18 protein-coding genes are annotated in these 24,316 nt (G+C 73.4%); 12 read left to right on the forward strand and 6 right to left on the reverse strand.

All coding sequences use genetic code 11. The features are described 5' to 3' along the window. Window positions 1–30 precede the first annotated feature (30 nt). Complete coding sequence (locus ACFXAE_RS06235) at window positions 31–1,041, reverse strand: substrate-binding domain-containing protein (protein WP_384708770.1); 1,011 nt, start codon at window positions 1,039–1,041, stop codon at window positions 31–33. 261 nt (window positions 1,042–1,302) lie between these two features. Further along, window positions 1,303–2,202 (reverse strand): lytic polysaccharide monooxygenase, encoded by a 900-nt coding sequence (locus ACFXAE_RS06240; protein ID WP_384708773.1) that lies wholly within the window; start codon window positions 2,200–2,202, stop codon window positions 1,303–1,305. A gap of 373 nt (window positions 2,203–2,575) precedes the next feature. Here ACFXAE_RS06240 and ACFXAE_RS06245 point away from each other — a divergent pair, with 373 nt between their 5' ends. The 7 genes from ACFXAE_RS06245 to ACFXAE_RS06275 all read left to right on the forward strand — a co-directional run bounded on the left by ACFXAE_RS06245 (window position 2,576) and on the right by ACFXAE_RS06275 (window position 11,784). Next, window positions 2,576–4,387 (forward strand): S8 family serine peptidase, encoded by a 1,812-nt coding sequence (locus ACFXAE_RS06245; protein ID WP_384708775.1) that lies wholly within the window; start codon window positions 2,576–2,578, stop codon window positions 4,385–4,387. 255 nt (window positions 4,388–4,642) lie between these two features. Next, window positions 4,643–5,290 (forward strand): ScbR family autoregulator-binding transcription factor, encoded by a 648-nt coding sequence (locus ACFXAE_RS06250; protein ID WP_384708778.1) that lies wholly within the window; start codon window positions 4,643–4,645, stop codon window positions 5,288–5,290. Window positions 5,291–5,331: 41 nt separating this feature from the next. Further along, complete coding sequence (locus tag ACFXAE_RS06255) at window positions 5,332–6,510, forward strand: damage-control phosphatase ARMT1 family protein (RefSeq protein WP_384708781.1); 1,179 nt, start codon at window positions 5,332–5,334, stop codon at window positions 6,508–6,510. 95 nt (window positions 6,511–6,605) lie between these two features. Next, window positions 6,606–8,765, forward strand: coding sequence for a germacradienol/geosmin synthase Cyc2 (cyc2, locus tag ACFXAE_RS06260; protein ID WP_384708784.1), 2,160 nt, complete (start codon window positions 6,606–6,608; stop codon window positions 8,763–8,765). 73 nt (window positions 8,766–8,838) lie between these two features. Further along, window positions 8,839–9,426, forward strand: coding sequence for a PDZ domain-containing protein (locus tag ACFXAE_RS06265; protein ID WP_384708787.1), 588 nt, complete (start codon window positions 8,839–8,841; stop codon window positions 9,424–9,426). Window positions 9,427–9,653: 227 nt separating this feature from the next. After that, window positions 9,654–10,781 (forward strand): aminopeptidase P family protein, encoded by a 1,128-nt coding sequence (locus ACFXAE_RS06270; protein ID WP_384708790.1) that lies wholly within the window; start codon window positions 9,654–9,656, stop codon window positions 10,779–10,781. A 49-nt stretch (window positions 10,782–10,830) separates the two neighbouring features. Further along, window positions 10,831–11,784 carry an aminoglycoside phosphotransferase family protein gene (locus ACFXAE_RS06275; protein WP_384708793.1) on the forward strand — a complete coding sequence of 318 codons (954 nt, stop codon included), beginning with the start codon at window positions 10,831–10,833 and terminating at the stop codon, window positions 11,782–11,784. Between the two features lie 140 nt (window positions 11,785–11,924). On the opposite strand, the gene treZ is transcribed toward ACFXAE_RS06275, so the two are convergent. Beyond that, a complete protein-coding gene (gene treZ, locus ACFXAE_RS06280) occupies window positions 11,925–13,670 on the reverse strand; it encodes a malto-oligosyltrehalose trehalohydrolase (protein ID WP_384708796.1) in 1,746 nt (581 codons plus the stop codon). A 174-nt stretch (window positions 13,671–13,844) separates the two neighbouring features. Between treZ and ACFXAE_RS06285 the strand changes: the two genes are divergently transcribed. The 3 genes from ACFXAE_RS06285 to ACFXAE_RS06295 all read left to right on the forward strand — a co-directional run bounded on the left by ACFXAE_RS06285 (window position 13,845) and on the right by ACFXAE_RS06295 (window position 16,273). After that, window positions 13,845–14,396: an FHA domain-containing protein gene (locus ACFXAE_RS06285; protein ID WP_384708799.1), complete on the forward strand. Its 552-nt coding sequence runs from the start codon at window positions 13,845–13,847 to the stop codon at window positions 14,394–14,396. A gap of 117 nt (window positions 14,397–14,513) precedes the next feature. Next, window positions 14,514–15,857, forward strand: a complete 1,344-nt coding sequence (locus ACFXAE_RS06290) for a M14 family zinc carboxypeptidase (protein ID WP_384709062.1) — start codon at window positions 14,514–14,516, stop codon at window positions 15,855–15,857. Continuing rightward, the gene (locus tag ACFXAE_RS06295; protein ID WP_384708802.1) at window positions 15,854–16,273 is read left to right on the forward strand and encodes an SSI family serine proteinase inhibitor; all 420 of its coding nucleotides are present in this window, start codon (window positions 15,854–15,856) and stop codon (window positions 16,271–16,273) included. Before ACFXAE_RS06290 ends, ACFXAE_RS06295 begins: the two co-directional genes overlap by 4 nt. A gap of 135 nt (window positions 16,274–16,408) precedes the next feature. On the opposite strand, the gene treY is transcribed toward ACFXAE_RS06295, so the two are convergent. Together treY and glgX are read right to left on the reverse strand one after the other, a co-directional pair. After that, the gene (gene treY / locus ACFXAE_RS06300) at window positions 16,409–18,757 is read right to left on the reverse strand and encodes a malto-oligosyltrehalose synthase (RefSeq protein ID WP_384708805.1); all 2,349 of its coding nucleotides are present in this window, start codon (window positions 18,755–18,757) and stop codon (window positions 16,409–16,411) included. A 102-nt stretch (window positions 18,758–18,859) separates the two neighbouring features. Then, a complete protein-coding gene (gene glgX / locus ACFXAE_RS06305; RefSeq protein WP_384708808.1) occupies window positions 18,860–20,998 on the reverse strand; it encodes a glycogen debranching protein GlgX in 2,139 nt (712 codons plus the stop codon). A 271-nt stretch (window positions 20,999–21,269) separates the two neighbouring features. Here glgX and ACFXAE_RS06310 point away from each other — a divergent pair, with 271 nt between their 5' ends. Next, a complete protein-coding gene (locus ACFXAE_RS06310; RefSeq protein WP_384709065.1) occupies window positions 21,270–22,541 on the forward strand; it encodes an SAV2148 family HEPN domain-containing protein in 1,272 nt (423 codons plus the stop codon). A gap of 116 nt (window positions 22,542–22,657) precedes the next feature. Further along, window positions 22,658–23,380 carry a 3'-5' exonuclease gene (locus ACFXAE_RS06315; RefSeq protein WP_384708811.1) on the forward strand — a complete coding sequence of 241 codons (723 nt, stop codon included), beginning with the start codon at window positions 22,658–22,660 and terminating at the stop codon, window positions 23,378–23,380. Between the two features lie 28 nt (window positions 23,381–23,408). Here the strand turns inward: ACFXAE_RS06315 and ACFXAE_RS06320 are convergent, their stop codons facing one another. Continuing rightward, on the reverse strand, window positions 23,409–24,272 hold the full coding sequence (locus tag ACFXAE_RS06320) for a phosphotransferase (RefSeq protein WP_384708814.1): 864 nt from the start codon (window positions 24,270–24,272) through the stop codon (window positions 23,409–23,411). Between the last annotated feature and the right edge of the window lie 44 nt (window positions 24,273–24,316).

Below are 24,316 nucleotides of genomic sequence, written 5' to 3' on the forward strand. Positions count from 1 at the left end.
TGGTGGGAGAAGTACGCACGGTCGGGCCCGTCAGCGGGTTCCGTCGGCGGCGAAACCGGCGACCGAGGCCGCGTTGGTCTTCGTGACGAACGCCGGCCCGGTGAGCACGGGCGCGACCCCGCCGCCGCTGATGTTGCCGTTGGTCCGGTACAGCCACAGCGCGTCGACGGCGAGGTAGCCCTGCAGATAGGGCTGCTGGTCGACGGCGAACTGGACGTTGCCGCCGCGTACCGCGTCCACCAGGTCGTTGTTGAGGTCGAAGGTGGCGACGTCGGCCTCGCTGTCCGCCTCCGCGACGGCCTCGACCGCGGTGAGCGCGAAGTCCGCCCCGTTGGTGACGACCTCGTCGATGGTCGGGTCCTGCCGCAGCCGGGCGGTGATGATGCCGGAGACGGCGCGCATGTCGGTGCCGTCCACGTAGAGGTTCTCGGTCGTCCCCCCGAACGTCTTCTTCACGCCGGCGCAGCGGGCCTCCAGGGCAACGTTGCCACGCTCGTGGACGACGCACAGGGCGTGCTCGGCCTTCAGCTCGTCCAGCTTGTCGCCGACGGCCCGGCCCGCCACGCTCTCGTCCTGGCCGAAGAACTCCAGCAGTCCCGCCGACTTCCAGGCGTCCATACCGGAGTTGAGCCCGACCACCGGGATGTCCGCGGCCCGTGCCTCATTGACCGGGCCCTTCATGGCGGCCGGCTTGGCCAGCGTCAGCGCGATGCCGTCGACACCGTCGCGGACCGCCTCGCGGACCAGCTCGGCCTGCCCCGCCGGGTCCGGGTCGCTCACATACGTCAGCTCGATGCCGTCCTTGGCGGCCGCCGCCTCGGCACCCCTCTTCACCCGGTCCCAGAAGGCATCGCCCTCGCTGCCGTGGGTGACCATCGCGACCTTGATCCGTCCGGCGCCGGAGGCGCCCGCGCCGTCGGAGTCCGAGGAGTCGTCGGCCGAGCCGAAGGCGGAACAGCCGGTCGCCAGCAGACCGACGGCGGCTGCCAGCGCCGCCAGACGGTGTCTCGGGAGGCGGCGGGACGGGGGACGAGTGTTCATGAGGAGTACGGACCTCGCTGTGCGGCCGAGCAAGAGCAGGGGGAGAGCACCGACGGAACCACGGGGGCGTGCGCCGAACGGGTGACTATCGCTGGCCCGGAGCCAACCCTGTGGAACCACTGGTCGTCAAGTGAACAGCCACGTGAAGTGAGGCGATGCTGCCGCATTGTGATGAACCGTGAATACGGTGCGGCCGTTTCGCGCCGACGAACCGAATGGACGGTATGGAGCCGTCCCGATTCCCTTCCGGGCGACCGCAGTTCAGCGCCGGCGCAGCCGCAGGGCCAGCGCGGCACCACCGGTGAGCACCAGGACGGCGGCGGCGCCGCCCGCGAGCAGCGGGGCGGAGGGCCCGGAGGGGGGTGCCGCGGTGGTGTGCGCGGCGGGAGCGGCGGAGGTTCCGGCGGCACGCGGGGCCGGGGTGCTCGCGGCCGGGGTGCTCGACGTCCGGGGGCGCGGAGCCGATGACGGTTCCGCCGTACCCCCCTGTGCCGGTTCCGCCGGTTCGGCCGCCTTCTCCTCCTCCGGGAACACCACGTCCGAGCACGCGTAGTACGTGTCCGGAGTGCTGCTGTTCCGCCAGACCGTGTACAGCACATGACGTCCCGTCCGGTCCGGCGGCAGGGTCACCCGGAACCGGTGGGCGCCGTCCGTCAGCGCCGGGTCCGTCACCTCGGCGAACGGCTCCCCGGACAGGTCGGCCCAGGTGAGCGGCTTCGCCGGGTCGTAGCCGGGCTCCGTCAGGTACATGTGGAACGTGCCGGTGTGCGGGATCGTCGAGACGTACGTCACCGGCAGCGCCGCACCGGGTGCCACCCGGGTCGCCGGCCAGTCCGCGCGGGCCAGGTCGAGACCCCGGTAGGCGGGCAGACCACCGCTGCACAGTCGTCCGTCGGGGATCCGCTGCCGGTCCCGGCCGGCGACGTCCGCCACCCGCAGGTTGTCCCACGCCGCGAACGGCGCACCGTTCGCGGCGACGGCGGCACGGCAGGCCGCCGACCCCGCGCGGTCACCGCCCTCGGGCGAGCAGGCCACGACCCGGCTCACCGGATCCGTCGGCGCCCCGTGGGCCCCGGCCGGCCCCGCCGCCCACAGCGGCAGCAGCAGCGGGGCGACGAGGGCCACCGCGAGCGCGGTGCGGTGTGCGGTCGTCCGGGGCATCCGGACCGCCTCCTTCGGCGGGCGGGGAACGTGGGGAACTCTTCCGTGCAGTACGGAGCGAACGCCTGGCGCGTTCACCTCCGTGCCGATGCGGGCATAGCGGTCCGTTCCTGGTCAACCGCCTTTCGGCGAGGGTGGTTTCCCGGCCGGATCGAGGGTTTCCCCCGTATCCGGGCAGCTCGCGCGCTGCCTATCGTTCCACCGCAGTAGGTCCGCCGGTAACCCTGGACGGGCCGCTGCTCGCGCCCGGCCGGCCGACTCGCCGTACCTCGATTCACCCCACGCTGCTTCGACGACGAGACGACGAAGCGAATCGGCTCCCCCTCCCCACACTCCGCGCTGCCCGGAGTACCGGCACGAAAGGCACCCCCCCTTGCGCACCTCATCGAGCTCTCCCCGCGGCTCCTCCCCCAGACGGAAGCTGATATCCGTCGCCGCCCTCTCCGTCGCCCTGCTGACGACCGCGTCCGCCCAGGTCGCCGTCGCCCAGGACGCCCCCTCCGACGCGCCGGCCGTCCCCGCGGCCCGTACCGAGGCTGCCCCGGGCACCCCGGCCGAGCGGCTCATCGTCGGCTACAAGTCCGGCGCCGCCGAGGCGAAGTCGGACAAGGCCGCCGCCGCGGACGCCGCCACCAAGGGCGACAAGGCCGGCGAGGACGTCGACTTCCGGCGCCGCCTCGGCACCGGCGCCGCCCTCGTCGACCTGGGCACCGGGCCCACCACGGCGGACGTCGCCGACGTCGTCGCCGAGTACCGGGCCGACCCGCAGGTCGCCTACGTCGTACCGGACCGTCTCAACAAGCCGCTGGCCACCCCGAACGACACCGAGTACGGCAAGCAGTGGGACCTGTTCGAGTCCACCGCCGGCATGCGCGTGCCGGGCGCCTGGGACCTCACCACCGGCAGCGGTGTCACCGTCGCCGTCATCGACACCGGATACGTCACCCACTCCGACCTCGCCGCGAACATCGTCGGCGGCTACGACTTCATCTCCGACACCGCCGTCTCCGTCGACGGCAACGGGCGCGACAGCAACCCGGCCGACCCGGGCGACTGGTACGCCGCCGGCGAGTGCGGCCAGGCCACCGGCGGCTCCTCCTCCTGGCACGGCACCCACGTGGCGGGAACCATCGCCGCGGCCACGAACAACGGCAAGGGCGTCGCCGGCGTCGCGTACGGCGCGAAGATCTCCCCGGTGCGGGTGCTCGGCAAGTGCGGCGGCTACGACTCCGACATCATCGACGCCATCACCTGGGCGTCCGGCGGCACCGTCTCCGGGGTGCCCGCCAACACCAATGTCGCCAAGGTCGTCAACATGAGCCTCGGCGGGGGCGGCGCCTGCTCCACCGCCACCCAGAGCGCCATCAACGGCGCCGTGAGCCGGGGCACCACGGTGGTCGTCGCGGCCGGCAACGAGAACCAGAACGCCGCCAACTCCTCCCCGGCGAACTGCGGCAACGTCATCACCGTCGCCGCCACCGACCGCTCCGGCAACCGGGCCTCCTACTCCAACTACGGCACGACCGTGGACATCGCCGCGCCCGGCGGGGAGACCGCGACCGCGGCCAACGGCATCCTGTCCACACTGAACTCCGGCGCCCGCACCCCGTCCACCGAGAACTACGCCTACTACCAGGGCACCAGCATGGCCACCCCGCACATCGCGGGTCTCGCCGCGCTGATGAAGTCGGCGAACCCCGCCCTCACCCCGGCCCAGATCGAGTCGGCGGTCAAGTCCAACGCCCGTGTGCTGCCCGGCACCTGCTCCGGCGGCTGCGGCGCGGGCCTGGCGGACGCCGCCAGGACCGTCCAGGCCGTCAAGGGCGGTACGTCCACCGGCTCCACGTACTCCAGCACCACCGCCCTGTCCATCCCGGACAACGGCTCGGCGGTCGAGTCCCCGATCACGGTGAGCGGCCGCAGCGGCAACGCGCCGTCCGCCCTCCAGGTGGGCGTGGACATCACCCACACCTACCGCGGTGACCTGGCCGTCGACCTGGTGGCACCGGACGGTTCGGTGTACCGCCTGAAGTCCGCCAGTTCCTCGGACTCCGCGGACGACGTGCGGACCACCTACACGGTGAACGCGTCCGCCGAGACCGCGAACGGCACCTGGAAGCTGCGGGTGCAGGACACGGCGTCCCAGGACACCGGCCGGCTCAACAGCTGGCAGCTGACCTTCTGATCCACCTCTGAAAAGGGCGGGCCGGCCGGTGCGGATGGGGCACCGGTCGGCCCGCCGTTCTCTTTTGTCCCCGCACCTGACACACTTAGATACCGGACGCGCTGTTTTCTTTCAGGGAGCGCGTTTGTTTTGTCTGATGTGCCCAAGTCCGGTGCGATACCCATATGATGAGCATCGCCACAGCGTGAGATATCGTGTACCGGGCGTGAAAACAAACAGCATGACCCGTTCCTTTCCGGCTCAGGAGTTCAGGCGATGGCGAGGCAGGTACGCGCCGAGCAGACCCGCGCGACGATCATCACGGCCGCCGCCGAGCTGTTCGACCGGCAGGGCTACGAATCGACCAGTCTCAGCGACATCGTCGAGCACGCCCAGGTCACCAAAGGGGCCCTCTACTTCCACTTCGCCGCGAAGGAGGACCTCGCCCACGCCATCCTGGAACTCCAGTCCGCGACCAGCCGCCGGCTGGCCCGGGACACCGAGACGCGGGGGCGCACCTCCCTGGAGGCGCTGATGCGCCTCACCTTCTGCATAGCCAGGATGTCGGCCGAGGACCCCGTCCTGCGGGCCGGACTGCGGCTCGCCACCGGCGGCACCCGGCCGCGCCCCCCACTGAGTCATCCCTTCACCGAGTGGCTGGACATCGTCACCGCCCGGCTCCTCGGCGCCGTCAAGGAGTCCGACGTCCACCCGGACGTCGACATCGACGTCGTGGCGCACTCCCTGGTCTGCTTCTTCGTCGGCACCCGCGTCGTCGGCCACTCCCGTGAATCCGTCGCCCGGCAGCCCCGCCGTACGGCGGAGATGTGGCAGATCCTCATCAGGGGCCTGGTCCCCGTCACCCGGCGCGCCCGCTACCTCAGCCTGGCCGCACGGCTGGAGCGGGAGATCGCGCCGGTGTGACCCGCGGCGCGCGACGGCCGGCGCGCGTTACGGTGAGCCGCATGTCCGACCACCCCACCGCGCCCGTGATCCTCGCCGACGAGCCCGGCACCTTCCCCCACGGCGTGCTGGCCGAGCGGCACCCCGCGATCATCCGGCAGGTGCGCGAGTCCTTCCCGTACGGGCCCGAGCAGCACCGCGCGCTCGACGCCCTGCTCGACAACTGCACCGGGGGCACGATCGAACCCCTCCCCGCCGACGCGCACGACCGGCGACACTGGGAGACCTGGGGGATGGACACCTACGCCGGCCGCTCCTGGTACGAGGTGCCGTGGCTGTGGTCGGAGAGCTGGTTCTACCGCCGACTGCTGCACGCGGTGGGCTACTTCGCCCCCGGCCCCTGGCAGGGCATCGACCCGTTCCGCCCCTCCAAGCTCGCCGAACTCGACTCGCCCGCCACGGACGAGGAACTGGCCGCGCTCGACGACCTCGCCGCACGCCCGGCGGACGAACGGGCCCGTGCCCTGCTGCACGGCTCCCTGTGGGGCAACCGCGCCGACCTCGGCTTCCGGCTGTCCGCCGAGGGCGCCGAGGAGACGGCCGCCGTGTCGGCCCTGGTGGCCGACGACAGCGAACGGCTGTGGCCCCTGCTCGGCACCTCCGGCACCGGCACGCTGTGCCTGGTCGCCGACAACGCGGGCCGCGAACTCGTCCCGGACCTGCTCCTCGCCGCCCACCTGCTGGCCTGCGGCCGGATCGGCCGGGCGGTGCTGCACGTCAAGCCGTACCCGTACTACGTCTCCGACGCCACCACCGCCGACGTCGTCGACGCGGTGCGCCGGCTCACCGGCGCCGAGGGCGCCGCGGCCGAGTACGGCCGCGGCCTGTGGGCCGCGCTCACCGACGGCCGGCTCGCCCTCCGGGCCCACCCGTTCTCCTGCTCTCCGCTGCCGTACGAGGAGATGCCGGACGACCTGCGCGCGGACTTCGCCGCCGCCGCGCTCACCGTCGTCAAGGGCGACCTCAACTACCGCCGCCTCGTGGGCGACCGGTACTGGCCCCCGACCACACCCTTCGCGGAGGTCACGGCCTACTTCCCGGGTCCGGTCGCGGCCCTGCGCACCCTGAAGTCCGACGTGATCACCGGACTGACCGCCGGTACCGAGGCGGCCCTGGCCGCGGCGGAGGGGCAGCGCTGGCGCACCGGCGGCACCCACGCGCTGATCCAGGTCCGGACATAGGGTCCACAACTCCCGTACGGGGCACGGTTCACGCGATGGTGTGATCATGCTCGGCCCGGTGGATGCCGCCACCGGGCCGCGGGTAGCCCACGGCCATGACGCAGCCGTTCGAACTCCCGCACTTCTACCTGCCGCATCCCGCGCGGCTCAACCCGCACGTCGACGAGGCCCGCGCCCATTCGGCCGGGTGGGCGCGCGAGATGGGCATGCTGGAGGGCAGCGGGGTCTGGGAGCGGACCGATCTCGACGCGCACGACTACGGTCTGCTCTGCGCCTACACCCACCCCGACTGCGACGGGCCCGCCCTCTCGCTCATCACCGACTGGTACGTGTGGGTCTTCTTCTTCGACGACCACTTCCTGGAGAAGTTCAAACGCACCCAGGACCGCGACGCCGGCAAGGCCCACCTGGACCGGCTGCCGCTGTTCATGCCGCTCGACCCGGCCACTCCCGTTCCCGCACCGGAGAACCCGGTCGAGGCGGGCCTCGCCGACCTGTGGGCGCGCACCGTTCCGGCGATGTCCGCCGGCTGGCGCCGCCGGTTCGCCCTCGCCACCGAGCACCTCCTCAACGAGTCCCTGTGGGAGCTGTCCAACATCAACGAGGGGCGGATCGCCAACCCCGTCGAGTACATCGAGATGCGCCGCAAGGTGGGCGGCGCACCCTGGTCCGCCGGGCTCGTGGAGTACGCCACCGCCGAGGTGCCCCCCGCCGTCGCCGGAACCAGGCCGCTGAGGGTGCTGAGGGAGACCTTCTCCGACGCCGTGCACCTGCGCAACGACCTGTTCTCCTACCAGCGGGAGGTCGAGGACGAGGGCGAGCTCAGCAACGGCGTACTCGTCCTGGAGACCTTCTTCGGCTGCACCACCCAGGAGGCCGCCGACATCGTGGGCGACGTCCTCACCTCGCGGCTCCACCAGTTCGAGCACACCGCGTTCACCGAAGTCCCCGCCGCGGCGCTGGAGAACGGGCTCACCCCGGCCGAGGCGGCGGCCGTCGGGGCGTACACGAAGGGCCTGCAGGACTGGCAGTCCGGCGGCCACGAATGGCACCTGCGCTCCAGCCGCTACATGAACGAGGGCGCGCGGTCCGGCGCCCCCTGGCAGTCCCTGTCCGGCCCCGGGACGTCCGCCGCCGACGTCGGCGCACTGCTCGCCGGCGCGGGGGCCGAGAGACTACGCGCCTACACGCACGTGCCGTTCCAGAAGGTCGGCCCCTCGATCATCCCCGACATCCGCATGCCGTTCCCCCTGGAGCTCAGCCCCGCCCTCGACGGTGCGCGACGGCATCTGCTGGAGTGGTCGCGGCGGATCGGCTTCCTCGGTGAGGGTGTCTGGGACGAGGACAAACTCGAAAGCTGCGACCTCCCCCTGTGCGCGGCGGGCCTCGACCCGGACGCCACCCAGGAGCAGCTCGACCTCGCCTCCGGCTGGCTCGCCTTCGGCACCTACGGCGACGACTACTACCCGCTCGTCTACGGCCACCGCCGCGATCTGGCCGCCGCGCGGCTGACCACGACCCGCCTGTCGGCCTGCATGCCCCTCGGCTCCGACGAGGTCCCGCCGCCGCCCGTCAACGCCATGGAGCGGGCGCTGACCGACCTGTGGAGGCGTACGACGGCCGGCATGACGCCCGATGAGCGCCGCCCCCTGAGGACGGCCGTCGACACGATGACCGAGGCCTGGGTGTGGGAGCTGACCAACCAGATCCAGAACCGCGTCCCGGACCCCGTGGACTACCTGGAGATGCGGCGCGCCACCTTCGGCTCCGACCTCACCCTGGGGCTCTGCCGCGCCGGGCACGGACCGGCGGTGCCGCCGGAGGTCTACCGCAGCGGTCCCGTCCGCTCCCTGGAGAACGCGGCGATCGACTACGCGTGCCTCCTCAACGACATCTTCTCCTACCAGAAGGAGATCGAGTTCGAGGGCGAGATGCACAACGCGGTCCTCGTGGTGCAGAACTTCTTCGGCGTCGACTATCCGACCGCGCTGCCCGTGGTGCAGGACCTGATGAACCAGCGCATGCGCCAGTTCGAGCACGTCGTGGAGCACGAACTGCCCGTCGTGTACGACGACTTCCAGCTGTCGGGCGAGGCGCGGGCGATCATGCGGGGCTATGTGACGGACCTGCGGAACTGGATGGCGGGCATCCTCAACTGGCACCGCAGCGTCGACCGGTACAAGGACGAGTACCTGTCCGGCCGGGTCCACGGCTTCCTTCCGAACCGCACACCGGCACCACCGGTCCTCGTCTGACGTCCGGCACCGCCCGTACCTGCCCGTACTGCCCGCACACCCGTACTGCCCGCTCTGCCGCCGGAGGCGAACCATGGAACAGACCGCGTTGCGGCCCAGGCCGATGCCCGGCGACGGGGGCGGAGGCGTATCCGAGGGCGGGGGCGGCGGCGTGTCCGGGGGCGGGCCGGGCTCCGGCCCGCCCGGCCGGCATCCCGGTCGTCGGCGCGGGCGGCGGCTGGTGGCCGCGCTGCTCGGGGTGCCGGCCGGGATGCTCCTGGTGCTCTCCGGCGCCGGGCTGGGGGCGGTGGGGGCCACGGTCGTCGGTGCGGGCGGGCTCGCCGAGCTGAAGCGGCAGGCGGGAGTGCCGTCCGCCGCCCCGGCCGTGGCACCGCGGTCCGTCCCGTCCCCGCCCGTTGTCACCAGGCTCGGCGTGGAGGTGGCCGACGACAGGAGACCCGGGGCGCTGGTCGTCACCGTGCACGTGCCCGGCCCGGGATCCTCGGCCGGTCTCGTGCGCGGCGACGTCCTCCTCGCCTTCGGCACCACCCGTGTCGACTCGGCCGCCGACCTGGCACGCGCCGTCGCCCGGGCCCGCCCGGGCGACGAGGTGACACTGACGGTGCGCCGTCGCAGCGGCGGCCACCAGCAGCTGACGGCCGTCCCCGGCATCGTCACGTGACCACGCGGAAGCGGCTGGTGAGCCGGCCCTCCCCGGACTCGGTCCCGGTGCCGTGGTCCGTCCGCGACGGCCCCGGCCGCGGTCGTGTGCCTCTCGTCATGGTGGGGCGACGCTCCGCCATGACGCGCGGTGGGCCGTAGGGCGAACACCGCGAACCGGCTCGCGTCACCCCCGCCCGCCGGGCAGGATGCTGCCCGTAACCTGCTGTCGCCCTGGGAGGCCCCCGAATGACCGGCGCCGTGCCCGCGTTCTTCACCGCCGACGACTACGAGGCCCGTAGGGAGCGTGCGGCGCGGCAGGCCGCCGACGCCGGGCTCGCCGGACTGCTCGTGGCACCCGGCCCCGACCTGGTGTGGCTCACCGGCTACACCCCCACCGCCGTCACCGAGCGGCTCACCCTGCTGGTCCTGGCGGCCGGCCGGGACCCCGTGCTCGTCGTCCCCACCCTGGAGGCCCCGGACGCCGGGCGCGCCCTGGGCGCCTCCGCACTCACCCTGCACGACTGGACCGACGGCAAGGACCCCTACGCCGCCACCGCGGCCCTGCTGGACGCGGACGGGCGGTTCGGCATCAGCGACAACGCCTGGGCCATGCACCTGCTCGGCCTGCAGAAGGCGCTGCCCGGTACCTCGTACGCCTCCCTCACCGAGGCCCTGCCGATGCTCCGCGCCGTCAAGGACGCGGCGGAGCTGGAGCTCCTGGCCGCCGCGGGGGCCGCGGCGGACGCGGTGTTCGAGGAGATCAGGCAGGTCGCCTTCGCCGGCCGCCGCGAGACCGAGATCGCGGCCGATCTGGCCGCCCTGCTGCGCCGGTTCGGACACTCCCAGGTCGACTTCACGATCGTCGCCTCCGGACCCAACGGCGCCAACCCGCACCACGAGATCGGCGACCGTGTCATCGAACGCGGCGACATGGTCGTGCTCGACTTCGGCGGCCTCAAGGACGGCTACGGGTCCGACACCTCCCGCACCGTCCACGTCGGCGAACCCACCGACGAGGAACGCCGGGTGCACGACCTCGTGCGCGAGGCACAGGAGGCGGGCTTCCGCGCGGTGCGGCCCGGCGCCGCCTGCCAGGAGGTCGACCGCGCCGCCCGTGCGGTCATCGCCGACGCCGGGTACGGGGAGTACTTCGTCCACCGCACCGGGCACGGCATCGGCGTCACCACGCACGAGCCGCCCTACATGATCGAAGGCGAGGAGCGGCCCCTCGTCCCCGGCATGTGCTTCTCCGTCGAACCCGGTGTCTACCTGCCCGGCCGGTTCGGCGTGCGCATCGAGGACATCGTGACCGTGACCGAGGACGGCGGACGGCGGCTGAACAACACCGCGCGGGAGATGGTCATAGTGGACTGAACGGCCCCACCGTCCCCTCCCTGCCTCCCCGAACGGCAACGGCGCGACCATGACCCAGGCACCGACACCCACCGCGGACACCGTCCGCCGACTGGCCCGCTCCCTGCTGAAGGACAGCGGCAGGGGCGGCGGCGCGGATTCCGCCGCAGGCCCCGACGTCCGGCCTGTCGCCGCGGGCGCCGAACCCGCCGCCTGGTGGGTCGGCACCCGCCATGTGCTGCGCCTCGCCCCGGACCGTGAGGCGAGCGTGCGCCGCCGCCGCGAACTGCGGCTGCGCGACCTCGTCCGCCCGCACGTCCCGGTCGCGCTGCCGTCCGCCGTGGCGCACGGCGAGTGGGCACCCGGTCTGCTCTGCGCCCTGGACACCCGGCTGACCGGCGGGACGGCGGAAGAGCACCGCGTGTCCGCCGTCGGTGAGGCCGACCTGGCCGGGCTGCTCACGGGGCTGCGGGAGGTGCCGGTGCGGCAGGCGGAGACGCTCGGTGTGCCGCGCGTCTCCCCGCGCTCCCTGGAAGCCCTGCGCCGGGCCGCCGCGGAGGCCGCCGGACGGCTCGCCGAGGCCGACGAGTTCGATCCGGACCGGCTGAACCGGCTCACCCCGCCCGCCGCGGTCCAGCTCGCCGCCCAGTCCGGCACGGCCGTCCTCGTCCACCACGCCCTCACCGGCGGACACCTCGTGGTGAGCGCGGACGGCCGCGTACGCGGCGTCCTCGGCTGGGACGCGGCGGTGGTCGGCGACCCCGCCGAGGACATCGCGGGCCTCGCGCTCGCCGTCGGCGCCCCGGCCGCCGTACGCGCCGCCACCCTCGCCGGCTACGGCGCCCGCCCCTGCCTGCGCGGCCTGTGGCTGGCCCGCTGCGACTCCGTCCGCCACCTCGCCGAGGCCCTCACAGGCCGCACCACCACCCCGCCGGCCGTGCTGCGCACCCGGCTGCGACGCGCCTGGGAGCCGATCATGCTGGAGCGGGTGACGGACCTCGGCCGCGCGGACGACGCGCCGTAGAGGGCCCGTCCGGCACCCTCCGCCGGAGGGGCCCCGGCCACGACGCGACCCCCCGCCCCGACCGCCGGTGGGGCCGCTCCGGTGCCGGACCGTGTGGCCGGGGCAGGTGTGTCGCGGCCTTCGCGAGCGCCGGGCGGCCCTCAGTCCTGGAGGAGGACGACCGCCGACCGGCCCGGCAGTCGCAGCACCCCGTCCGCGCCCGGGGTCTCCACCGGCTCCCATGCCGCGAGGACGCGCGCCCCGGGGACGCCCAGGGGGATCGCCGCCTGCCCGTCGCCGAGGTTCACCGCGACCCGGACGTCCCCCCGCCGGAAGGCCAGCCAGCGGTGCTCCTCGTCGTAGGCCACCTTGGTGTCGCCGAGGTCGGGGTCGGTGAGGTCCGGTTGCTCCCGGCGCAGGGAGAGGAGGAGCCGGTACCAGGACAGCACGCGCGCGTGGGGCTCGCGTTCCGGCTCCGACCAGTCGAGACAGGAGCGGTCGCGGGTGGCGGGGTCCTGCGGGTCGGGCACGTCCTGCTCGGCCCAGCCGTGCGCCGCGAACTCCCGCCGTCTGCCCGCGCTCACCGCCTTGGCGAGCTCCGGATCGGTGTGGTCGGTGAAGAACTGCCAGGGCGTGCCCGCCCCCCACTCCTCGCCCATGAACAGCATGGGCGTGAAGGGAGCGGTCAGCGTGAGGGCCGCCGCGCAGGCCAGCAGTCCGGGGGAGACCAGGGCGGCCAGGCGGTCCCCCCGGGCGCGGTTGCCGACCTGGTCGTGGGTCTGGCTGTAACCGAGGAGCCGGTGCCCGGCCATCCGGTCGCGGTCCAGGGGGCGGCCGTGGCGTCGGCCCCGGAAGCTGGAGTACGTGCCGTCGTGGAAGAACCCGCCGGTGAGCGTCTTGGCGAGGGCCGCGAACGGGGCACGTGCGAAGTCGGCGTAGTAGCCCTGCGCCTCACCGGTCAGCGCGGTGTGCAGGGCGTGGTGGAAGTCGTCGTTCCACTGCGCGTGCAGCCCGAAACCGCCCTCCGCGCGGGGCCGGATGACCCTGGGGTCGTTCAGATCCGACTCGGCGATCAGGAACAGGGGGCGGCCGGTGTCGGCGGCGAGGGCGTCCACGGCCCCGGACAGTTCCTCCAGGAAGTGGCACGCGCGCGTGTCCGCCAGCGCGTGCACCGCGTCGAGGCGCAGCCCGTCGAACCGGTAGTCCCGCAGCCATGCCAGTGCGCTGTCCGCCAGGAACGCGCGCACCTCGTCGGAGCCGGGCGCGTCCAGATTGACCGCCGCCCCCCACGGGGTGTGATGGGTGTCCGTGAAGTACGGCCCGAACAGCGGCAGATGGTTCCCGGACGGCCCCAGGTGGTTGTGCACGACGTCCAGGACGACGCCGAGGCCGAGGGCGTGGGCCCGGTCGACGAACCGTTTCAGCCCTTCGGGTCCGCCGTACGGCTCGTGCACCGCCCACAGCGAGACTCCCTCGTACCCCCATCCGTGCCGGCCCGGGAACGGGCACACCGGCATCAGCTCCACATGCGTCACGCCCAGCTCCGCGAGATGGCCGAGCCGCTCGGCGGCGGCGTCGAAGGTGCCCTCGCGCGTGTACGTGCCCACGTGCAGCTCGTACAGCACCGCGCCGGGCAGCGGGCGCCCCGTCCACTCCGTACGCCAGGCGAACCGGTCGTGGTCGACGACGGCGCTCAGGCCGTCCGGCCCGTCCGGCTGCCGGCGCGAGCGCGGATCGGGCAGGACGGGACCGTCGTCCAACGCGAAGCCGTACCGGGAGCCGTCGTGCGCCCCGGCCTCCCCCCGCCACCACCCCTCGCGCTCGGGATCGTGCTCCAACGCGCGCGTGACGCCGTCGCACTGGAGCGTCACTCTGCCGGCCTGCGGTGCCCACACCTCGAACTGCACGGACGGTTCCCCTTCGTCTGCTCACCGTGATGTAGCGCCTCCATCGTGCGCCATCGGAGATCAATTCGCCGGGGGATTTCCCCTTTTGCGGCGGGTGTCGCCGGGTACGCACGCGCGCCGGCCGTTTCCCCGGTTCCTGGACAGTCCGGCCGTCGCTGACCGACAATCAACAGTGTGACGTCGTCCTTCGAGTTCCACACGTACCCCGCGCGGCTGTCCGACGCGGAGCGCGACAAGGCGCTGGGCGTGCTGCGGGACGGTGTCGCCATGGGCCGCCTCTCCCACGACACGTTCGTCCGGCGCATGGAACTCGCCCTCGCCGCGCGGCGTTCCGACGAACTCGCCGCGCTCACCGCCGACCTCCCGCAGGAAAGCCGCTTCTCCCGCCTGGTGTTCGGCACCGTGGAGGCCGTCTCCGGGTTCACCGTGCGGCTGCGCCGGGCCTGGCAGGCCGAGAAGCTCCCCAAGCTGCTGCTGCCGCACCCGTCGACCGGCCACCCCCTGCGCATAGGCCGCGATCCCGGCAGCGGACTGCGGCTCAGCCACGAGACGGTCTCCCGCGTGCACGCCGAACTCCGCCACCAGGGCGGCCTCTGGGTGCTGCGGGACCTCGGCTCCACCAACGGCACCACGGTGAACGGGCGTCGGGTGGTCGGCGCGGCCGTCGTCCGCGAGGGCGACCAGATCGGCTTCGGACAGATCGCCTACCGGCTCGCGACGCACTGACTCCCGGCGAAATCCCCACGATCGCCACAGTGTTGACGTACCCCCGAAGTCGTGACTGACTGTGCGTACGCCCTGCACTCCCGGTGAAACGACGGCGCCGCTTCGTGGAGGTGTGCCCTGCCGCCCCTCCCGTACTACCCGACCGTCGACGAACTGGGCGCGCGGGCCGCCGCCCTCGTCGCCCGGCATCCCCGCGACGCCCGGCTGCGCCGCGTCGGCGCCTCCCGCGCGGGCATCCCCCTGTGGCTGCTCAGCGTCGGCCACGGCAGCCGCCAGGTCCTCGTCGTCGCCGGGCCGCACGCCAACGAGCCCGCGGGCGGCGCCACCGTGCTGCGCCTGGCCGAGCGCGCCCTGGCCGACCCCCGGCTCACCGAGGGCGCCGACGCCACCTGGAACCTGCTGCTGTGCCTCGATCCCGACGGACTGCGCCGCAACGAGCGCTGGCTGACCGGCCCGTACACCCTCGGCCACCACTTCCGGAACTTCTTCCGGCCCGGCTTCCTGGAACAACCCGAATGGCTGCCCGACGGCGCCGCCGCCGCCGCGCTGCCCGAGACCCGCGCCCTGCTCGCCCTCCAGGACGAACTGCGGCCCTTCCTCCAGTGCTCCCTGCACGGCGTCGACGTCGGCGGCGGCTTCGTCGAGCTCACCCGTGACCTGCCCGGCCTCGACCGGCGGGTCGAGGGCATCGCCGCCCGCCTCGGCGTCCCGCGCGAGCTGGGCGCCTACGACGCCCTGTACTGGCCCGGACTCGGCCCCGCCGTCTACCGCATCCCGCCCCCGCGCCGCCGCGACCTCGCCGCCGCCATCACCGAGGCCGCCGTCGAGTCGACGTGGTTCCACCCGCACCGGCACGGCACCGTCACCGCGGTCGTCGAGGCACCCATGTGGGGGGTGGCGGCCGTCGGGGACGGCTCCCCGCACGCCGGAGCGGAGGCGGAGCTGCGGTCCGTCAGCCGCACCCTGCGCCAGGACACCCTGCTGCTGGCGGGCCTGACGGCCCGGATCCGGCCGCATCTCGCCGGCGTGCCCGACGCGGCGCGGCTGCTCGCCCCGGTCGACGACTACCTCCTGGTCTGCCCAGGACTCGCCGACACGTGGGACCCCGACCGCTGGAACGATTCTGCTCGGCCGCTGCCGCCCATGACCACCGCCCGCCTCGCCGCGCTGCGCCTCTCCGGGCGGCGGCTGGCCCTGCGCACCGCCGGGCTGCTGCACCAGCTGGTGACGCGCTCCGGGCACGACCCGGCCGGGGCGCTGCCGGAGCTGGACCGGCTCGTCGACGCGCGGTGCGCCGACTACCGGGACGTGTTCGGGGCGCGCTGGATCGCGGTCGCGCGCCAGGCCGAGTACCAGGCGCGGGTCGTCCTCGCCGCGTTCGAGCTGGCCGGCCGCGGAGCCTTCCGTTCGGGTGAGCCGGGGTGGGGTCCGGACACCGTCGTGCCGATGCATCGGGAATGACGCACATCTCAGTGAAAGCGGTACGGGCGGGACTGGTCGCCGCCCTCGTCCTGCTCGCGTGCGCGGCACCCGCGCGGGCCGGCGCCGGGCACTCCGCCGAGGACAGCTGGCTGATGCTCACGGTCAGTCACGGAGAGCCACCGTCCACCGCGGAGGACGGCACCATGCTGCGGTGCGACCCGCCCCGGGGGCACCGGCACGCGGCCGACGCCTGCGCGGAGCTGGCCGCGGCGGACGGCCGCATCGCCGACATCCCTCCGAGGGAGGGCGTCGTGTGCCCGATGATCTACGCGCCGGTCACCGCACACGCCAGTGGGACGTGGCGCGGGCGCTCCGTCGACTACACGCAGACCTTCCCGAACGCCTGCACGATGTCCGCCAGGACGGGCTCGGTCTTCGCCCTGGACACCCCGTGACGACCCGGCTCCGGGCGGCGGAGACCGGTTCGGCCGCCGCCGGACGGCGCAACTCCGGCAGCGGCCCCACCCTCCGTCACCCCTCGCGTCCGCGTGGCGCGGTACCCCACGGTGGGGAGGTGGTGTCAAGGGCGCTCAGTCCGGGAGCCGCTCCAGCAGTGCCACGGGGGAGCGCCCGAGCAGTTCTCCCACGCGCGCGTGCCCGCTGAACTCCCGCTCCGTCTCCAGCACGTCGGCCCACCGTCCCGGTGGCAGGGGCAGGCGGGTGTCGCGCCAGCCGCCCGCCTCCGCCAGCCGGAGCGACAGCCGGGTCACGGCGGTGAGCACCTCGCCGGAGCGAACGAAGGCCAGGCAGTGCGCCGCCGCGGGCCCTTCGGCGGACAGCGGTTCGTACGTGGCCGTGTCACCGAAGACGTCCGGCCGCCGCGCCCGCAGCCGCAGCGCCGCCCGCGTCACCGCCTCCTTGCCGCTCCCGTCGTCCGTGAACCGCACGGTCCGCCGGTTGTCCGGGTCCACCAGCGCCCGGTACTCGTGCTCCGTGCCCTGGTAGAGGTCGGGCACCCCCGGCATCGTCAGGTGGACCAGCGCCGTGCCCAGGACGTTCGCCCGGACGTGCGCCTCCAGCGAGGCGCGCAGCGCCGCCACCCGCTCACCCGGCACCCCGCACGGCCCCGCCGCCACGAACCGCGCCACCGCCTCCTCGTACGGCGGCTCCTGCTCCGTCCAGCTCGTGTACAGGCCCGCCTCCCGCACATGCTTCAGCAGCGCCCCCCGCACCCGCTCCTCCTCCGCGGGACCGAGCCCGAACACCGTCTGCCAGGCCGCCCACGCCAGCTGCGCGTCCGGCACGCCCTCGCCCGCGCGGGTGACCTCCGCCAGGACGTCCGCCCAGCGCTCCGGGCACTCGGTGAGCACCTGCAGCGCCGCCCGCACATCGGCACTGCGCTTGGTGTCGTGTGTCGAGACGACCGTCCCGGTCGACGGCCAGTCGCGCTGCACGCGCGCGCAGTACGCGTGGAACCGTTCCGGGGACACCGCCGGGTCACCGGGGTTCCCGCCCACCTCCGTCGCCGACAGCAGCGGCACATAGCGGTAGAACGCCGTGTCCTCCACCGACTTGGCCCGCAGCGCCGACGCGGTCTGCGCGAACCGCGTACGGAACTCCACGTACTCCGCGCCGTCCCCGTACCGCCCGAGCACCAGGTCCCGTACGACGTCCACCGCCCCGGCCTCCTCGGGGACGGCGAAGGCGAGCCGGGCCTCGGCGGCGGCCTCCTCGGTGACGACACCGGCCGCGTCCACGGAGGCGTAGGGGCGGTACACCTCCAGCCGTACCAGCAGCTCCCGCAGGGCGGTGCGCAGCGCCCAGGGCGCGCGGTCGCGCAGCCCGGTCTCCGCAGCGCTCGCGCACAGCCGGCTCGCCACCCGGACCAGCCGGTCCACCTCGGCGGCCAGCTCGTGCGTGAGCACCTTGTACGCGGCCCGCCGCACCGTGGCGTCCCAGTCGCCGCCCCGGTCCGTCTGCGGGGCCGCGAACCGCCGGTACCGGCCGAGCAGCTCCCCGAATCCCGCCGGGTCCGTGAACACCCCGTCCACGTGCCGCAGGGCGTCGTAGCCGGTGGTGCCGGCGACCGGCCAGGAGGCGGGCAGCGGCTCCCCGTCGGAGAGGATCTTCTCCACCACCGTCCACCGGCCGCCCGTGGCCTCGTGCAGCCGCCGCAGATAGCCGTCGGGGTCGGCGAGCCCGTCCGGGTGGTCGACGCGCAGTCCGTCGACCACGCCCTCCCCGAGCAGCTGAAGGATCTTGGCGTGCGTGGCCTCGAACACCTCCGGATCCTCCACCCGCACCCCGATCAGCTCGGAGATGCTGAAGAACCGCCGGTAGTTCAGTTCGGTCCGCGCCAGACGCCACCACACGGGGCGGTACCACTGCGCGTCCAGCAGCTGAGGGAGCGGCAGCCCGGCCGTCCCCTCGCGCAGCGGGAAGGCGTGGTCGTGGTAGCGCAGCACGTCGCCGTCCGTCCTCAGGTGGCCGGCCTCCCGGCCGAGCGGCCCCCCGAGCACCGGCAGCAGCACCTGGCCGCCCTGCGCCTCCCAGTCGATGTCGAACCACCGCGCGTAGCGCGACGCGGGGCCGTCGCGCAGCACCTCCCACAGGGCCCGGTTGTGGCGCGGGGACATCGCCATGTGGTTCGGGACGATGTCAAGGATCAGGCCGAGACCGTGCTCCCGCGCGGTGCGCGCCAGCTCCCGCAGGCCCTCCTCGCCGCCCAGCTCCTCGCGCACGCGCGTGTGGTCCACCACGTCGTAGCCGTGCCGCGAGCCGGGCACGGCCTCCAGGACGGGCGACAGATGCAGATGGGACACGCCGAGCGAGGCCACGTACGGCACGGCGCCGGCCGCCGCCCCGAACGGGAAGCCGGGCTGCAACTGCAGCCGGTAGGTGGCCGTGGGCACCGCCGGGTCAGGTCGCTCAGAGGTCATGGGAACCTACGTACCCGCGTGGCCGCCTTATCTGTCATCGCTCCTCCCACCGAGCCACCCGTCGCCCGGACGGGTGACCGCGGGGGTGCGCCGCCGCAGCCGCTACGCCGGCCGGTGCAGCACCGTCATGCTGCGGTCGGTCAGCGTCAGCCGGGTGCCGGCCGCCACCTTCGGACCGGTCCCGGGCGGTACGCCGTCCGCGCGGGAGGTGTCGACGACCACCTGCCACTGCCGGCCGTGGTCGACCGGCACCACGAAGTCCAGCGGCTTGGGGGAGGCGTTGAACATCAGCAGGAACGAGTCGTCGGTGATGCGCTCCCCGCGCTGCCCGGGCTCGGAGATCGCGTTGCCGTTGAGGAACACCGTCAGCGCCGACGCCCGCGCGGAGTCCCAGTCCCGCTGGGTCATCTCCGCGCCCTCGGGAGTGAACCAGGCGATGTCGGAGAGGTCGTCGTGGGTGCCCTCCACCGGCCGGCCGTGGAAGAAGCGGCGCCGCCGGAACACCGGATGGTTCTTGCGCAGCCACACCATCGCGCGGGTGAACTCCAGCAGCTGCCGGCGCGGGTCCTGCCCGCCGTCCTCCCCCTCGCCGGGCGCGGGCCAGTCCAGCCAGGCCAGCTCGTTGTCCTGGCAGTAGGCGTTGTTGTTGCCGTGCTGGGTGCGGGCCACCTCGTCGCCGTGGCTGATCATCGGCACGCCCTGGGAGAGCATCAGCGTGGCGATGAAGTTGCGCATCTGCCGGGCCCGCAGCCGCAGCACGTCCGGGTCCTCGGTCCCGCCCTCGGCGCCGCAGTTCCAGGACCGGTTGTGGCTCTCGCCGTCCCGGTTGTCCTCACCGTTGGCCTCGTTGTGCTTGTCGTCGTACGACACCAGGTCGTGCAGCGTGAATCCGTCGTGGCAGGTCACGAAGTTGATCGAGGCCAGCGGGCGCCGTCCGTCGTCCTGGTACAGGTCGGAGGAGCCGGTCAGCCGGGAGGCGAACTCCGCGAGCGCGCGCGGCTCGCCCCGCCACAGGTCGCGCACGGTGTCGCGGTACTTGCCGTTCCACTCGGTCCACAGCGGCGGGAAGTTGCCCACCTGGTAGCCCCCCTCGCCCACGTCCCACGGCTCGGCGATCAGCTTCACCTGCGAGACCACGGGATCCTGCTGGACCAGGTCGAAGAACGACGACAGCCGGTCCACCTCGTGGAACTGCCGCGCGAGGGTCGCCGCGAGATCGAAGCGGAACCCGTCGACATGCATCTCGGTGACCCAGTACCGCAGCGAGTCCATGATCATCTGCAGGACGTGCGGGGACCGCATGAGCAGGGAGTTCCCCGTGCCCGTCGTGTCCATGTAGTAGCGGGGGTCGTCGGTGAGCCGGTAGTACGAGGGGTTGTCGAGCCCCTTGAAGGACAGCGTCGGGCCCAGGTGGTTGCCCTCGGCGGTGTGGTTGTAGACCACGTCCAGGATCACCTCGATCCCGGCCTCGTGCAGCGCCTTCACCGCCGACTTGAACTCCAGCACCTGCTGGCCCCGGTCGCCCCAGGACGCGTAGGCGTTGTGCGGGGCGAAGAAACCGATCGTGTTGTAGCCCCAGTAGTTGTTGAGGCCCATGTCCACCAGACGGTGGTCGTTGACGAACTGGTGCACCGGCATCAGCTCCAGCGCCGTCACCCCCAGCTCGGTCAGGTGCTCGATCACCGCCGGGTGCGCGAGGCCCGCGTAGGTGCCGCGCAGTTCCTCCGGCAGCCCCGGGTGGCGCATGGTGAGGCCCTTGACGTGGGCCTCGTAGATCACCGTGTGGTGGTACTCCGTACGGGGGCGCCGGTCGTCGCCCCAGTCGAAGTACGGATTGACCACGACCGACGTCATCGTGTGCGGCGCGGAGTCGAGGTCGTTGCGCCGGTCGCGGTCGTCGAAGTGGTAGCCGTACACCTCCTCGCCCCAGTCGATCTTCCCGCTGATCGCACGCGCGTACGGGTCGAGCAGCAGCTTCGCCGAATTGCAGCGCAGCCCCCGCTCGGGGGCGTACGGCCCGTGCGCACGGAAGCCGTACCGCTGCCCGGGCATGACCCCGGGCAGGTACGCGTGCCGCACGAACGCGTCGCTCTCGCGCAGTTCGACCGCGGTCTCGGAGCCGTCGTCGTGCAGCAGACACAGCTCCACTCGGTCCGCGGCCTCCGTGAAGACCGCGAAATTCGTTCCGGCGCCGTCGTACGTGGCACCGAGCGGATACGCCTCGCCAGGCCAGACCTGCATGGATACGACTCTTTCAGGTGTACGGCGCCGGTGGGGCGCCTTGGCTCCGAGTGTTTCCGTGTCTCCCCGAAAGGACGGGAACCACCTTCTACCCGTGCTCCTCGGGTCCGATGACCCGTACCCGCCGCCGATCTTGCTATGAATCCGCTCACTCCCGGGGGCCCTCCGGGCGGAACGGTCCGGTGAATACGGGAAGTTGGGAAACGACCCTGTCCATCGGGCTGCACCGTGCACCGCTGGCGGAGTACTCTCCTTGATCGTCGGGACGGGAGTGCTCGGGGGAGCGGAAGGCGGTACGCGGGTGGGCGCGGGAGGGCTGGAACTGCCCCCTGGTGACGACGGTCACGAGGGGAGTGGTTCCACGGACGTCCCGCCCGGTGCGGTGTCCCTGGCACGGCCGATGGACGCGGGCTCGATCGGGCCGGAGCTGGACTGGGGTGCCGACGCCTGGCGCGAGGTGCGCACCCGCGCCCAGCGGGCCGGCCGCGCCTACATCTGGCTGAACCTCGTCGAACAGCGGCTGCGCGCGGTCGTGGCCGCCGTCCTGCGTCCCATCTACGAGCCCGTGCACGGCGACGACTGGGTGGTCGCCGCCGCCGGGCCCGCCGGGCAGGAGTGGGTGCAGCGCGCGGTCGCGGTGCGCGAGGTCAGCCGCCGCAAGGGCTATCTGCTCGACCCGGCCGACGACAACGTCCTGTCCTTCCTCACGCTGCCGCAGCTGCGCGAGCTGATGGTGGCGCACTGGCCCTGCTTCGAGCCGTACTTCGACGACCGCCGGGACGTCGAACTCGCCCTGGACGAGCTGGAGGTCACCCGGAACGTCGTCTCCCGCAACCGCGCACTGTCCGAGACGGTCCTCGCCCAGGCCGAGCGGGCCTCCGCGCGGCTCCTCGAGATGCTCGGCGCCGGCGGCGACGTGCCGTCCGCGCGCCGGCTGCCCGTCGACGCGGTCGAGGACCTGGTCGGCGACCGGTACGCCGACGTGGTCGCCGTCCACCCGGACCGGGTGCGGCTGCTGCGCCAGTTCCCGGCCGAGGACATCTTCGGCGGGGCCCGCCGGCTCGACGCCCTCGGCATCGGCCTCAACCTGCTGGTGCAGAACTTCTCCGGGCGGCGCCTGGTGCGGCTGGCGGAGTCCGGCTGCCGGGTGCGGCTGCTGTTCCTGAACCCGGCCTCCAGCGCGGTCAAGCGCCGCGAGCGCGAGCTCGGCCTCAAGCGCGGCGAGCTCGGCCGCAGCGTCGAGATGAACATCCTGCACATGCGCCGGGTACGGTCCCGGCTGCGCGACCCCGGCGCCTTCGAGATCCAGGTCTACGACGAGACGCCCCGCTGCACCGCCTACCTCGTGGACGGGGACGGGTCGGACGGCGTCGCGGTCGTGCAGAACCATCTGCGCCGGGCCCGGGGGATGGAGGCGCCGGTACTGGTCCTGCGCAACGGGATCAAAGTGGTCAAGCCGGGCGAAGTCGAGGAAGGTGGACTGTTCCCCACCTACCGCGAGGAGTTCGAGCTGATGTGGACGGATGCGCGGCCGGTGTCGTGAGCGGGCGGCGAGGAGCCGTCCCGGCCGGTAAGCGGAACGCGATCCTCTGATTGTCAGTGGTGCGTGCGAAGGTGGGAACCACTGGGGGAACGCACCACACAGAAGGGGGACGGCCCATGGGCTGGCACCGGGAGCCGCTGATCGGCTTCGACCTGGAGACGACGGGTACCGATCCGCGCGAGGCACGGATCGTCACGGGGGCCGTGATCGAGGTCAGGGCGGGGGAGCCGGTGAGCCGCCGGGAGTGGCTGGCCGACCCGGGCGTGCCGATCCCCGAGGACGCGGTGGCGGTGCACGGCATCAGCACCGAGCGGGCGACCGCCGAGGGCGGCCCCGCCGACCGGGTCGCCGACGCCATCGCCGGCGTCCTCACCGCCCACTGGAAGGCGGGCGTCCCGGTCGTCGCCTACAACGCGGCCTTCGACCTGACCCTGCTCTCCGCCGAACTGCGGCGGTATGGACTGCCGTCGCTGCGCGACCGTCTGGGCGGCGCCGATCCCGCCCCGGTCATCGACCCGTACACCATCGACCGTTCCGTCGACCGCTACCGGCGCGGCAAGCGCAACCTCGAGGCGGTCTGCGCGGAGTACGGCGTCGTCCTCGGCTCGGCGCACGACGCGACCGCCGACGCCCTCGCCGCGGCCCGGCTGGCCTGTGCGATAGCCGGCCGCCACCCCGAGGTCGCGGCCCTCGACCCGGTGGAGCTGCACCGCCGCCAGATCGAGTGGTACGCCGCGTGGGCGGCGGACTTCCAGGACTTCCTGCGCCGCAAGGGCGACGCCGGCGCGGTGATCGACGGCACCTGGCCGCTGCGGGAGCCGGCGGGCGAGCGGGTCTGACGCGCCGGGCGGTCCGAAGGCCGGAAGGTCAGAACGGATACCAGCGCACGGTCCCGTCCCCGTCCCGCAGCGACGCCACCCGGCGTACGAACTCGGCCAGTGCCGCGGGGTTGCCCGGTGCGTGCTGGGCGACCCAGGCGCAGCTGGCGGTCTCCCGCGCGCCGCGCAGCACCGAGCAGCCCTCCCAGGCACGCACGTCCCAGCCATAGGCGGCGGTGAAGGAGGCGTACGCCTCGTCCGGCAGCCCGTAGCGGTCGTGGGAGAGGGCCATGACCACGAGGTCGTGCTCGCGCAGATCGGCCGAGAAGGTCTCCAGGTCGACCAGGACCGGCCCGTCCGGCCCGATGTGCACGTTGCGGGGCAGCGCGTCCCCGTGGATGGGGCCCGGCGTCAGCCGGGGCGTCAGCGCCGCCGCGGCCGAGGCGAAACCGTCGCGCCGCTCACGCAGGTACGCCGCGTCCGCGGGGTCGATCGCGTCGCCCGCGAGGCGCAGCCAGCGCTCCACCCCGCCCAGCAGCTCGCGGGGCGGCAGCGCGAAGGGGGGAGCGGGCAGTGCGTGGACCAGCCGCAGCAGTCCGGCCAGATCCCGGGGTCCGGCGGGCCGCACCGCCTCCGGCAGCCGGTGCCACACGGTCACCGGGTGCCCGTCGACGAGCAGTGCCTCCGGCTCGGCCGCCCGCACCGCCGGCACGCCCTGCTCCGCCAGCCACCCCGCGACGGCCAGCTCCCGGCGGGCCCGCTCCAGCAGTTCGGCGTCACGGCCCACTTTGACGGCCAGGTCACCGGCGGCGAACACCGCGTTCTCACCGAGGGCGAGCAGCCGCGCGTCCGCCGCCGCACCGGGCAGCACTCCCGCCGCCGCGAGTACGTCCCGCGCCCGTGCCTCGTCCATCCGTCCGCCTCCCTGTCCGTCCACGCCCGATCACCGGTCCCGTC

The organism is Streptomyces sp. NPDC059454 (assembly GCF_042749965.1).
Lineage (GTDB): Bacteria > Actinomycetota > Actinomycetes > Streptomycetales > Streptomycetaceae > Streptomyces.